We start from the raw sequence: 13,092 nt of genomic DNA on the forward strand, positions 1-13,092 counted from the left end.
CTTGACGTGCAACCACGGAAAAAATGCAGTTTAGCCACAATGATAACGATAAAAACGGGAAAAAGTGGCTAGAATGCGACCACTTCGATAGGCCATATGACTCTCTTATTGGTCACATAACTTGCAAAAAAACGGCATGTATCCATCCCGTGTGATGAACGACACAAAAATGACTTTCCAACCCCCCTATACCCCATTGCAAACGCCTTTTCTCCCCTTGCAGGTGACACAAAATTGCTTGAATCTAGCCTAGACACCGCTCCCGAGAGAAAGGTTGTATGACGGAGAACGCAGCCCCCCGCCAGCCCCTCAGCTGGTTTATGCCAATGCTGGTCAGTATGGTCATCACGACCCTGACCTCTTCCCCCGTGCGAGCCGGCGAGCAGGTCATCGTCCAGTTGCCGTGGCAGCACCAGTTCCAGTTTGCCGGTTACTACGCAGCCATCGCCAAAGGGTTTTATCGGGAGGCCGGTCTGCATGTGACCTTGCGTGAAGCGGACTCCCGCACCGATGTGGTCAGCGAGGTGATCTCGGGAAAGGCCCAGTTTGGCATCAGCGGCAGTGATCTGCTGCTGGATCGGGCTGCCGGTCGTCCGGTGGTGGTGCTCGCCGCCCTGCTGCAGCACTCGCCGCTGGTTCTGCTCACGCTGGATCGGCCAGATATTCGCAACCCGGCCGATCTGGCCAACAAGCGACTGATGCTGGAGCCTGGCTCCAATGAGCTGCTGACCTACCTTTCTCACCAGACCCGCAGCCGCGACTGGGTAACCCTCCCATACAAACAGGGGATACAGGCACTGCTGGCGGGCAAGGTGGATGCCATCAGCGCCTACAGCACTACCGAGCCCTTCTATCTGCAACAAAAAGGGATCCCCTATCGGGTTTTCAGTCCGCGCACCATCGACTTCGACTTCTACGGCGACAACCTGTTTACCTCCGAACGGGAGCTGATCACCCGACAGGATCGGGTCTACGCCTTCCAGCAGGCCAGCCTCAAGGGGTGGCGCTATGCGATGGACCACCCCGACGAGATGATCAACCTGATCATGGAGCAGTACCCGACCGGGGCTGGCCGTGAACAGCTGGAGTTCGAGGCTCGCGAAACCAGAGAGCTGATGCAGCCAGATCTGATCGAACCTGGCTACATGCAGCAGGAGCGCTGGCTGCAGATCGCCAAAACCTATCTGGAGGCGGGCATGCTCACGGTATTGCCCAACCTCGACCGCTTTATCTACGACCCGGCGCAGGAGCGGCTGCGCCAGCAACGGCAACTGCTCGACAAGAGCGTGGCGGTGGCCATGCTTATCACCTTTACCCTGATGACCCTGCTCGGCATCTTCTTGCACCTCTATCTGCGCCTGCGTGAGGAGGCGCGGGATCGCCAGCGGCTGACCCGTGAACTGGCCCAGAGCGAGCAGCACTATCGCTTCGTGGCGGAGAACAGCGCCGATGTGATCTGGACCATGGATGCCGCCAGCTTGCGCTTTCGCTACGTCAGCCCGGCCATAGCCCCTCTGAGCGGCTACGAAGCCCCCGAGTTGTTTGCCCTGCCCCTCAAACAGCTGCTGCCGGATGCCTCAAGGCAACTGCTGCGCGAGGAGATCTCCGCCACCCTGGAGGCCTGGCAGCGGGGGGAGCATGACCAGACTCGCCGGGTCATTCGCACCCAGCTGCGCCACAAGGATGGCCATCTGGTGGCGACCGAAACCATCACCACCCTCCATGGCAACCACAATGCCCAGCCGGAGGCGATCCTCGGGGTCACCCGGGATATCACCGAGCGGGCAGCGCGAGAGGAGATGATGCGCCGCCTCGCCTTCTACGACCCCCTCACCGGGCTGCCCAATCGCCGCTTGCTGCAGCAACGGCTCAAGGAGCTGATGGAGCAGGAGACGCCCCGTCCGCTGGCATTGATGTTTATCGATCTCGATCACTTCAAGCCGATCAACGACACCTTCGGTCATGAGACCGGGGATATTCTGCTCAATATGGTGGCCGAGCGGATGAGCCACTGCGTGCGCAAACAGGATCTGGTGGCACGGCTGGGGGGCGACGAGTTCGTTATCTTGCTGCCGGAGACCGGCGACGAAGTGCTGGCAGTAGCCGACAAGCTGCACCAGCAGCTGCGCCATTCGTTCCAGCTGGAGGGGCAGGAGCTGCTCATCTCCAGCAGTATCGGGCTGGCGCTCTACCCCGAGCACGGGGAGGATGCCAAGACCCTGATGCACCACGCCGATCAGGCCATGTATCAGGCGAAGAATCGCGGCCGCGGCCGGGTCTGCCTCTATACCGAAGGCCTTGATCCCGAGCAGGGCGCCCTGCTGTGGCAACCCGGCCACGAGTGCGGTCACCCGCGCATCGATGCCGAGCATCGCCAGCTCTTCGTGCTGACCAACCGGCTGCTGGAGCGGATGAAAGATCAGCACGAGGATCCGGCCCCGTTTCTGGAGAGTCTGGAGAGCCTGTTCGACATGGCTCGTCACCACTTCGCCTTTGAAGAGCAGATGCTGGCGGAGATAGACTATCGGGAACTCGTCAGCCACCGTCAGGATCACCAGCGCCTGCTCAACAAGGCGAGCCAACTGCTGCACGCCGCCAAAGCGGGGACATTGGGCAACGACGAGCTGCTCAACTTCATCATTCAGGAGCTGGTAGTCGGCCACATGAGTCAGGCGGATCGCCGCTACTTCCCCCTGTTCAGATCTGAGCGCAGCCTGTCGGTTTCGGAGGTGGTCGCCTAGTCCCCCTCTGCTCAGACCCGAGCGTAATGCGCCTCTTGCGGAAGGGGCGACCTAGTCACCGCGCAGGGCCACCACGGGGTCGAGACGCACTGCCCGCAGTGCAGGAGCGACCCCGGCCAGCAGACCCACCAGAGCGCTGCAACCGAGCGCCAGCAGCAGATAGAGAGGATGGAGGGTGAGTGGCAAGCCGGCCGCCAGCAGGGTGAGCAGTAGCTTGAGCCCCCCGAGCAGGGCCAGTCCCATGGCCCCGCCCAGCAGCGCCAACACCACGGCTTCGAGCAGGAACAACAATAGAATGCGCCGCCGTGGGCAACCCAACGCCATCAGCAAGCCCACTTCAGGGATCCGCTCCTGCTGGGCGATGCTCATGATGCTGAAGATGCCGACCGCCCCGATCAGCAGCGAGATAATGCCGAGCCCGCCAACCGCCAGCTTGATGATGGAGAGGATCTTGTCGAGGCTGGTCAGCATGTCCTGCTGGGAGGTGAGGGTGAAGTCCTCGGCGCCGTGGCGGGCGATCAGCACCCGCCGGATCTGGGCGGTGATATCGGCCTCCATCTGCCCGGCGCGATAGATGACGTCGATCTCCTGCAGCCCCTCCTTGTTGAACAGCGCCTGGGCGTGAGCGGCGGGCAGATAGATCATGTCATCCAGATCAAAGCCGAGAAATTGCCCCTTGGGCGCCAGCACGCCGGCCACCCGAAAACGGCGATCACCGGCCCGCAGCAGACTGCCCGGCGCATCTCCGCCGGGAAACAACTCAGCCGCCACCTTGGCCCCCAGCACCGCATAGGCGCGGGGCATGGCACTGTCGTCCGCGGGCAGAAAACGTCCCAGCACCAGGGTGAGTCGCCAGCCGGAGAGCGCCGCCGAACCTGTGCCCAGAATGGCAGTGCTGCGGGTCAATCCGCGGCTGCGCACCTCCCCTTGCCCCTGCACCACAGGGAGCGCCGCCTCTACCCCTGCCAATCTGGCTAGGGCATCGGCATCCTCCAGCAGCAGGGGACGGCTGCTGGAGAGGATGCCGGGCGGGCCGCCTGCGGTTTCGGTCTTGCCCGGGGTCACGGCGATCAACCGGGTGCCAAATTGGGAGAAGCTGTCGAGCAGATAGAGCCTGAGCCCCTCGCCGATGCCGGTGAGCAGGGTCACCGAGGCGATCCCGATGGCAATGCCGAGCGCCGACAGCAGGCTGCGACTGCGCCCCGCCAGCAAGGCACGCCAGAGCCAGAACAACAGATCAGCGGCGCGCATCAGCCACCGCTCCACTGCCCGCAGCGCAGGCTGCTGACCGGATCTTGCCGTGCTGCACGGGAGGCGGGCAGCCAGCTAAAAAACATCCCGGTCAGCAGGGCCGCCGGTATGGTGCAGAAAGTAGCGAGCAGAGGGACTGCCGCCGGAAATCCGGGCCAAATCACTCCGGCGAGGCCAACCAGGGCATAGCCCAACACAGTGCCAAACAGCGCGCCACTGCCGCTCAGAAGCAGCGCCTCCCACAAAAACAGCTGGCGGATCTGGCGACTATCGGCACCCAGCGCCTTGAGCAGGCCGATCTCGCCGGTGCGCTGGCGGGTGCTGATCAGCGCCAGATTCATCATCATGATGCCGGAGACCAGCAGGCTGATGGCGCCGATGCCGGCAACTGCCAGGGTGAGGGTCGAGAGAATGGTGGAGAAGGTGGCCAGCATGGCGTCACGGCGCACCACGGTTACATCGAGCACCCCGTGGCGCGCCTGCATCAGCTGCTCCAGTCGCTTGACCAGCGGGGGCACTGCTTGTCCCGCCAGCGGCTGGATCAGCAGCCGAAACAGCCCCTCGGTGTTGAACAGCCGCATGGCGCTACCCACCGGGATCAGCGCCGCCTCGGCCATATCCATCCCCAGATTGCTGCTCTGGCTGGTGAAGACCCCCACCACCCGAAAGCGGCGATTGTCAAAACGCAGCCACTGACCGACCGGATCGGCCTGACCGAACAGCTCACGGGCCACCTTGGCCCCGAGCAGGACGGCCGGTCGATCCTCTGCGGCATCCCCTGGCAGCCAGCGGCCGGAGAGCAGTTCCAGCCCGTGGGTATCGCGTAGCCCGTTGCTGCTGCCAAGCAGCATAGTCTGGCGCAGCCGCGCCCCTTGTTTGGCCTCGGCAAAGCCCATCACCAACGGCACCAGCCGCACGTTTGGCTGGTGCTGGCCAAGGTAGTGCATATCATCGAGAGTGATCTGCCGCAGACTGTTGCCAGTGACCGGCGGCAGCCCGCCGGTGGTCTCCTTGCGGCCCGGGAACATCACCAGCAGATCCTTGCCAAGGGAACTGAACTGGTCGGCCACATAGCGCCTCGCCCCCTCCCCCAGCGCGGTGAGCAGCAGCACGGAGGTGACGCTCAGACTCACCGCCAGGATCAAAACCAGCGCCCGTGAACGCTGACGCAATAACGCCACGGCGGCAAAGCGGATCACATCGGGCCGCCGCATTCAGCCACCGCCGCTATCAATGTTGATGCGGCCATCGTTCATCAGGATCCGCCTGCCCGCCCGCTCACCAAGGCGCGGATCGTGGGTCACTACCACCAGCGTGATCCCCTGCTCCCGGTTGAGCCCCTCCAGCAGGGTAATCACCTCCTCCCCGGAGCGGGAGTCGAGATTGCCGGTGGGCTCGTCGGCCAGGATCAGCCGCGGCGCCATCGCCATGGCACGGGCGATGGCTACCCGCTGACGCTGACCACCGGAAAGCTCGGCAGGGCGGTGTCCGGCCCGGTTCTCCAGCCCCAGCTCCCCCAGCAACTGCTGGCTGCGGCGATGGCGCTCGGCGGGGGCGATCCTGCACAACATCAGCGGCAGCTCGACGTTTTCACGGGCGGTGAGGCGGGAGATAAGGTGAAACGACTGGAACACGAAGCCGATGCGATGACCGCGCAGCTGGGCCAGCGCCGGCTCTGACAGGGTGGCGGTGTCCTCCCCTCCCAGCCAGTAGCGCCCCTCGTCTGGCCGATCCAGCAGCCCCAGCACATTGAGTAGTGTCGATTTGCCGGAGCCCGAGGGGCCCATCACCGCCAGATACTCCCCCTCGGCAACCCGCAGGGAGACGCGATCGAGGGCGGCCACCTCGCTCCCCCCCAGAGTGAAACGACGGCTGACGGCCTCGAGGCGAATGAGATCACTCATCCGTTTGTTCCGTGGCGGCGCTGAAAGGGCCCTCCCCGACAATCTGTCCGGGCTGGGCTGCCAGCCGATCACCGACGGCGAGTCCCTCGGCGACTTCAATCCAGTTCCAGTTCTCCACGCCCCAACGGGGCACCACCCGCACCAGCTTATCCCCTTCCAGCCGCAACACGCTACCATCGTCGGCCCGGCTGCTGGCCGCTACCCGCAGCACATCGGTGGCGCGGGTCACTTCGACCTCAAGGTCGGCGCTGTAGCCGATAAGCAGGGGGACATCGGTGGGCAGGGCAGTGAGCGCCGCCTCCACCTCCACGGTGCGGGCCTGCTTCTCCAGCTCCTTCACATAGGGCGCGATACGGGTGACGGTGGCGGCAAAATCGCGCCCGGGCATGGCGTCGAGCAGCACCCGGGCAGACTGGCCCACCTTGAGGCGGGCAGCATCCACCTCATCGATGGGGGCTGAGACATACAGACAGCGATCGTCGATAAGATCGATCACCGGAGGCATGGCCACTCCGGGCGGTGAGGGAGTCATGTATTCGCCCAACTTGCTGTTGACCTCCGCCACCACTCCGGCAAACGGCGCCAGCAGACGACGCTCGCTCAAGCGAGCCTCCACCTGGGCGACCTGCACCTCGTCGACCCGCTCCTGCTGACGGAATGCCTGACAGACATAGCGGCGGGTATCGGCCAGATTCTGGGCCTGCTCGGCGAGGGTGCGGGAGGTGAGATTTTTGGCCAGCAAGGTGGCCAGCCGGTTGGCCTCCCGCTCGTAGTAGGCCGCCTCGCTGCAACGCTCCTCGCGCTGGGTCTTGCCGAGGGCCTGCTGGGCACGGGCACGGGCAAGATCGGCGTGAATGTCGTCACTCCAGAGGGTCAGCAGCAGATCTCCCCGGGCTACCCGCTCCCCAGCCTTGACGGCGATCTGCTCCACCACGCCGCCACCGGGCAGACTGAGTCCGGCCCGCTGACACGACTTGATGGTGCCAGCCCGGGTGTTGACCACGGTGACCAGCACATCCCCCCGCCCGACCTCAGCCAGCCTGATCGGCGTCGGCTGCGGTCGCCACCACCATGCCACAGCCGCCACCGCCACCACGGCGCCACTTCCCCACCACAACCAACCTCTCTTCATCGCGCATCCTTTCGCTAGTGACTCCCGTCATGAGCGTCGGGAGAGCAGGGCATAATAGAGCAAGGGTATCACCACCAGGGTGAGCAAAGTGGAGACCAGGATCCCGAAAATCAGGCTGATGGCCAGTCCGTTGAAGATGGGATCATCGAGGATAAACAGGGCCCCGATCATCGCCGCCAGCGCCGTCAGCATGATGGGTTTGGCCCGCACCTGTGCCGCTTCGATCACCGCCTGCTCGAACGCCACTCCGGCGCTGCGCTGCTGCTCGATAAAGTCCACCAGCAGGATGCTGTTGCGCACGATGATCCCGGCCAGAGCAATCATCCCGATCATCGAGGTGGCGGTAAACTGGGCCCCCAGCAGGGCGTGGCCCGGCATCACCCCGATGAGGGTGAGCGGAATGGGGGCCATGATGATGAGCGGCACCAGATAGGAGCGGAACTGGGCCACCACCAGCAGGTAGATGAGGATCATCCCCACCCCGTAGGCTAGCCCCATGTCGCGGAAGGTCTCGTAGGTGATCCTCCACTCACCGTCCCACAACAGCGCCACCTCTCCCAACTTGTCGGGCTGCTGCACGTAATACTGGGGCAGGTCGATATCGGCACTGGCGGCAAACATGCCGTAGAGCGGACTGTCGGTATGGCCGCCCATGTCGGCCACCACCATCACCATGGGCTGCATGTTCTTGTGCATGATATAGCTGGGGGCCACCTCATCACGGCGACTCACCAGCTCGGAGACCCGCACCAGCTGGCCGCTCTGGCTGCGCACCTTGAGGGCCAGTACGCCCGCCAGATCCCGTTTGTCACCGGGAGCCAGTTCGATGCGGATCGGCACCGGATACTTGGCGCCGTGCCCCTGCAGCCAGCTGGCATCCTGATAACCCACCCCGCCATTGAGGGTATTCACCAGATCCCCGAGATCGACCCCGAGCAGGGTCGCCTTGCTGCGATCCACCACCAGCCGCCACTTGGGCTGCGGGTCGGTCAGATAGATATCCACATCCACCAGATCCGCCGTGGCCACAAAACGGGCCTGTACGGCGCGCGCCGCCGCTTCGCGGGCGGCCTGAGTCGGGCCATAGATCTCGGCAACGATGGGGGACCAGACCGGCGGGCCGGGCGGCACCTCAACGACTTTCAGGTTACCCCCTGCCGCACTGGCGATGGCCTGCAGCGGCTCCCGAACCGACTGGGCAATCTGGTGACTGCTGCGATCCCGCTCATGCTTGTCCACCAGATTGACCTGAATATCCCCCACGTTGGCGCCGCTGCGGATAAAGTAGTGACGCACCAACCCGTTGAAGTTGATGGGGGCCGCGGTACCGGCATAGATCTGGTAATCCTTCACCTCGGGCACCTTGGCAAGCTCCCGCCCGACCGCCAGCAGGGTGCGCTCGGTCTGCTCCAGGGTCGCCCCCTCCGGCATATCGAGCACCAGCTGAAATTCCGACTTGTTGTCAAAGGGGAGCATCTTGAGCACCACCCACTGCACCACCGGCATGGCGGTAGCCGCCCCGACCAGCAGCAACACCGCCAGCCAGAGCTTGCGTCTGGCGCGCTTGGCGCCATCACCGATCAGGAAAGGGGTCATCAGCCGGTGAAAAAGACCCGCCTTGGCCTCGCCGTGGGCACCGTGCGCCGAATCCTTGAGCAAATGGCTCGCCAGCCAGGGGGAGAAGATAAAGGCCACCAGCAGGGAGATAAGCATCCCCATGCTGGCATTGATGGGGATGGGGCTCATGTAGGGGCCCATCAGGCCACTGACAAAGGCCATCGGCAACAGGGCCGCGATGACGGTCAGGGTCGCCAGTATGGTCGGCCCCCCCACCTCGTCCACCGCCCCCGGAATCAGATCCTTGAGCGCCCCCTTGCCCAAACCGCGATGGCGGTGGATGTTCTCCACCACCACAATGGCGTCATCCACCAGAATGCCGATGGAGAAGATCAGCGCAAACAGCGACACCCGGTTGAGGGTAAAGCCCCAGGCCCAGCTGGCAAACAGGGTCAGCGCCAGGGTGATGACGATGGCAACGCCAACTACCAGCGCCTCGCGCCAACCCATGCTCACCAGTACCAGCAGCACCACCGCCGTGGTGGCAAAAATCAGCTTGCCGATCAGGGTGTTGGATTTGGTCTCGGCGGTAACGCCGTAGTCCCGGGTCACCGTCACCTTGACCCCGGCAGGGATCAGTCGGTTCTGCAAACTCTCGACCCGCGCCTCCACCCGCTTGGCCACATCAACCGCGTTCTGGCCCGGCTGTTTGCCGATGGCCAGGGTCACCGCCGGATAACTGGCCTGCCCCAGCCCCATCCAGCTGCGCTTGGTCGGAGTCTCCTGACCCAGAGAGACCTTGGCCACCTCTCCCAGATAGACCGGCTTGCCGTCGTGCAGCCCCACCACCAGTTCTCTAGCCTCCTGCTCACTTTGCAGGAACTGCCCGACCTGCACCTTGATCTCCCGGTTATCTTGCTCGATGGCCTGTGTCGGGCCCACCTGATTGGCGGCCGCAAGTCGCTGGCTCAGATCGCCCCAGCTGATGCCGTGGGCGCTGAGGGCCGCCGGATCCGGCATCACCCGCAACACGGCGCTCTGGCTGCCCAGCGTGTAAATATCGCGGGTACCGGGAATGCGCTTGAGTTCGGTCTCCAGCTCATGGGCGACCTGGGTCAACTCGGGAGCCCCCAGTTGCTTGCTCCCCTCTTTGCTCCATAAGGTCAAACTGACGATAGGGACATCATCGATCCCCCGGGGTTTCACCAGCGGCTGACCGACTCCGATCCCCTGTGGCAACCAGTCGCGGTTGGAGTCGAGCTGGTTGTTGAGATCGACGATGGCCTGTTCGCGGCTCACCCCTACCTTGAATACCACCACCAGCAGGGCGCCATCGGGTTGGGAAAAAGAGTAGAGGGTATCAATGCCCTTTATCTGGGAAACCACCTGCTCGGCAGGGGTGGTGACGAGAGAGGCCACTTCAGCCGGGCTGGCCCCCGGGAAGGGAATGTAGACATCGGCGAAGGTGACATCGATCTGCGGCTCCTCCTCCTTGGGAGTCACCAGCACTGCAAACAGGCCGAGCAGCAGCCCCACCAGTGCCAGCAGCGGAGTGATGGCCGAGCCCTGAAACAGCGCAGCCAGCCGACCGGCAGGCCCCAGCCTCTCCTTGTTGCTGTTCAGTTCGCTACTCATGGGCCATCTCCTGCTGCTGCGCCCAGCCATCGGGGGCCAGCTTGTCACCGGCTTGCAGACCGGCCAGGATCTCGCACTGCCCTTCAAAGCAATGGCCTACCCGCACCGGCGTCAGGGCCCAGCCAGCGGGCTGTTGCAGATAGACACCGTTGAACTCCCCTTGCCGCAGCAGGGCGCGATCCGGCACCTGCAACACCTGACGTTCACCCTGCTTGAGCTGCACCTTGAGCCACATGCCGGGCAATACCCCGGTGGTTTGCGGCGGCAAGTCGAGGCGCAACCTGAAGGCGTGGCTCTGGCTGTCGGCATAGTTGAAGCGGGTCAATTTGACCGGGATAACAGACTTGCCATCCGGCAGCAGCACCTGCACATCAGCAGGTGACCGAGCGAGCGTCAGGGCGGATTGGGGCAATTCCACCTCCACCCGCAGTGTGTCTAGGGAGAAGCCGGAGAGCAGAGGGGTGCCGGGGGCGACAGTCTCCCCCAGCTCTACCAGCCGTTTGGTCACCACTCCGGCGTAAGGGGCCAGAATACGGGTATAACCGTAGGCCTCGCGGGCCTGAGTGAGGGCCGCATCGGCCGCATTGACCTCGGCGCGGGCGGCGCGATCAGTCGCCTGGGCATTGTCGAGCTGGGCGCGGGTGATCACCCCCTTGGCAATCAGCGCCTGAAAGCGGGCGAGCTGGCGCTCGGCTTCCACTTGCTGAGCCTGCGCCCGCGCCAGCCGCGCCTCGGCACCCGTGACGGCGGCAAACTGCTCCTTGCCGCTGATCTCCAGCAGCGGTTGCCCCGTTTGCACCTGATCGTTCACATCCACCAGCATGCGGGAGACCCGGCCGCTGGTCTGGGCCGCCACCGTCCCCTGATTGATGGCACTGACGGTGCCATCCAGCGTCAGCCAGTCAGTCACCTGACGAGGGGCAAGGGTCAGGGTTGCATCGCCATTCGCCTCGGCAGACCATGTTATCGGAGAGACAAGAGCGGAGACCATGGCCAGCATGGTGGCCCCCAGCACGCGGATCTGTTCCATGATAATCCTCCTTCCCCGACACTAGGGGCAATCCGTTCAGACAGAGCGGGGGTGGCAGCGCTTCTCCCGCACCTTCACCCAAACCCGATCAACAAGCAAAATCCCGGCCACCATGGCCACTATAAACAACATTATCATGGGCTGGCCGCTGGAAATGAGACTCAAGGCAGGCCCCGGGCAGATACCCACCAATCCCCAGCCGATACCGAACAGCGCGGCACCACCGATCAGGCGGTGATCCAGCGTGGGGGCAGGTACTGCCGCGATGGGCTCGCCCAGCACACTCTGACGACGGGGTTTCACCAGCAGGAAGTAACCCGGCATAAAGACCAGCAGGGCCCCCCCCATCACGAAGGCGAGGCTGGGATCCCAGGCGCCAGCCAGATCGAGAAAACCGGTGACCCGGGCGGGATCCACCATGCCGGAGATGGCCATCCCCAGTCCAAACAGCAGGCCCGCGAACAAACTTGTCAGCAATTTCATGGCAATCAGCCCCTTACAGCAGATGATGAGTGATGAAGACGGTGATAAAGCCAGCCGCCATAAAGGTCAGGGTGGCGACAATGGAGCGCAGGGAGAGCCGCCCCATGCCGCAGATGCCGTGGCCGCTGGTGCAGCCATTGCCAAGACGGGTACCGATGCCAACCAGCAAACCGGCCAGCAGCACAACAGGCCAACCGGGCAAGGTGGTGAATGCGGGCATGCTGGCCCAGCCCAAGCTCAGTGCCAGCCAGGCGCCCGCCCCGAGCCCCAGCAGAAACAGTACCCGCCACGGCGCCCGGTGTTGCAACGCACCGGCCAGAATGCCGCTGATCCCGGCCACCCGGCCGTTGAACAACATCAGGATCAGGGCCGACAGCCCTGCCAGCATGCCGCCGCCCAAAGAGAGCAGCCATTGGCTTTCCATCATCAAGATTCCTTATTTTCCGAGTGACAAAAATGGGTTTGCAGCGCCCCCAGCACATCGGCAGCTGCCTCGCTCACCAGCGAGTAGTAGATCTGCTGGGAGACCTTGCGCGAACGGATAAGGCCGTAGCGCTTCAATACCGACAGTTGCTGGGAGAAGGCCGACTGGCCCAGCTGGCTGTGGGCCAGCAATTCCCCGACTCCCTTCTCCCCCTCCACCAGTTGGCAGAGCACCAGCAGGCGTTCAGGGTGAGCCAACGCCTTGAGCAGGGAGGCGGCGGCTGTCGCATGTCTGTTCATCTCGTCGAATTGGCTCATAGAAGTAAATTAGCAATTGCTGATATTTGTTCTATTGTATAAAACAACACTAAATTAGCAATATCTAAAATATATGGGGAGAAAGACCATGACAGTAGATAACGGAGTCAGAATCGTCGCGGGTTGTATGTTGCTGCTCTCGCTGATCCTTACCACCTGGGTGCATCCGGGCTTTGTCTGGCTAAGCGTCTTTGTCGGGGTCAACCTGATCCAGAGTGCGTTCACTGGGTTCTGCCCGGCAGCCCTGATCCTGAAGCGCTTGGGGCTGAAGTAACAGGTCGCGCAAGACAGGGGCGGTCCTGCTAGCGGGGCGTCATCGCGCGGCGATGGCTATCGTCGCTCCCTGATGCTTATGGAGGTAGCCAGTCGGCCCCATTATTGACAAACTTGTATCTAAATGTTGCTGGAAGGTCGATAAGGCTTTACCTCACCGCTCTGGATGAGTACCATTTTGCCGTTCTTAACACAGCGGAGACCATCAGTGGGCAACTCATCAAGTGACAGTTGTAGACCGACCCTCATCGTCGGTACCAAGGTCGCGAGCTAGCCGCAGGTCTTTCTCTGCCGCATGCTCGCAACCCTGCGAGAAGCGGAAATCCACTCCCCTCTTCTCTTTTT

11 protein-coding genes are annotated in these 13,092 nt (G+C 63.3%); 2 read left to right on the forward strand and 9 right to left on the reverse strand.

Annotated features, from left to right (window positions below; translation table 11 throughout):
• Positions 1-278: 278 nt before the first annotated feature.
• Positions 279-2,741 carry a diguanylate cyclase domain-containing protein gene (locus G5332_RS04075; RefSeq protein ID WP_421254201.1) on the forward strand — a complete coding sequence of 821 codons (2,463 nt, stop codon included), beginning with the start codon at positions 279-281 and terminating at the stop codon, positions 2,739-2,741.
• 51 nt (positions 2,742-2,792) lie between these two features.
• Here G5332_RS04075 and G5332_RS04080 read toward each other — a convergent pair whose 3' ends face one another.
• Genes G5332_RS04080 through G5332_RS04120 form a run of 9 tightly spaced genes read right to left on the reverse strand, consistent with a single transcriptional unit; the run spans position 2,793 to position 12,474 of the window.
• Positions 2,793-3,992, reverse strand: coding sequence for an ABC transporter permease (locus tag G5332_RS04080; RefSeq protein WP_227340902.1), 1,200 nt, complete (start codon positions 3,990-3,992; stop codon positions 2,793-2,795).
• On the reverse strand, positions 3,992-5,206 hold the full coding sequence (locus tag G5332_RS04085) for an ABC transporter permease (protein ID WP_227340903.1): 1,215 nt from the start codon (positions 5,204-5,206) through the stop codon (positions 3,992-3,994). The genes G5332_RS04080 and G5332_RS04085 overlap by 1 nt, the downstream gene beginning before the upstream one ends.
• Positions 5,207-5,896 (reverse strand): ABC transporter ATP-binding protein, encoded by a 690-nt coding sequence (locus G5332_RS04090; protein WP_227340904.1) that lies wholly within the window; start codon positions 5,894-5,896, stop codon positions 5,207-5,209.
• Positions 5,889-7,028 (reverse strand): efflux RND transporter periplasmic adaptor subunit, encoded by a 1,140-nt coding sequence (locus G5332_RS04095; RefSeq protein WP_227340905.1) that lies wholly within the window; start codon positions 7,026-7,028, stop codon positions 5,889-5,891. Before G5332_RS04095 ends, G5332_RS04090 begins: the two co-directional genes overlap by 8 nt.
• Before the next feature lie 27 nt (positions 7,029-7,055).
• On the reverse strand, positions 7,056-10,220 hold the full coding sequence (locus G5332_RS04100; RefSeq protein ID WP_335849298.1) for an efflux RND transporter permease subunit: 3,165 nt from the start codon (positions 10,218-10,220) through the stop codon (positions 7,056-7,058).
• Positions 10,213-11,250 (reverse strand): efflux RND transporter periplasmic adaptor subunit, encoded by a 1,038-nt coding sequence (locus G5332_RS04105; RefSeq protein WP_421311135.1) that lies wholly within the window; start codon positions 11,248-11,250, stop codon positions 10,213-10,215. Before G5332_RS04105 ends, G5332_RS04100 begins: the two co-directional genes overlap by 8 nt.
• Positions 11,251-11,286: 36 nt before the next feature.
• Entirely contained in the window at positions 11,287-11,733 is a 447-nt protein-coding gene (locus tag G5332_RS04110) for a YeeE/YedE family protein (protein ID WP_160881858.1), read from the reverse strand.
• Positions 11,734-11,746: 13 nt separating this feature from the next.
• Positions 11,747-12,160: a YeeE/YedE family protein gene (locus tag G5332_RS04115; protein WP_201951797.1), complete on the reverse strand. Its 414-nt coding sequence runs from the start codon at positions 12,158-12,160 to the stop codon at positions 11,747-11,749.
• Positions 12,160-12,474 (reverse strand): ArsR/SmtB family transcription factor, encoded by a 315-nt coding sequence (locus G5332_RS04120; protein ID WP_124243227.1) that lies wholly within the window; start codon positions 12,472-12,474, stop codon positions 12,160-12,162. Before G5332_RS04120 ends, G5332_RS04115 begins: the two co-directional genes overlap by 1 nt.
• Positions 12,475-12,562: 88 nt before the next feature.
• On the opposite strand from G5332_RS04120, the gene G5332_RS04125 reads away from it, so the two are divergent.
• Positions 12,563-12,748: a DUF2892 domain-containing protein gene (locus G5332_RS04125; protein ID WP_337073604.1), complete on the forward strand. Its 186-nt coding sequence runs from the start codon at positions 12,563-12,565 to the stop codon at positions 12,746-12,748.
• Positions 12,749-13,092 lie beyond the last annotated feature (344 nt).

This window comes from Aeromonas sp. 603757 (genome assembly GCF_049171255.1).
GTDB lineage: Bacteria > Pseudomonadota > Gammaproteobacteria > Enterobacterales > Aeromonadaceae > Aeromonas > Aeromonas veronii_A.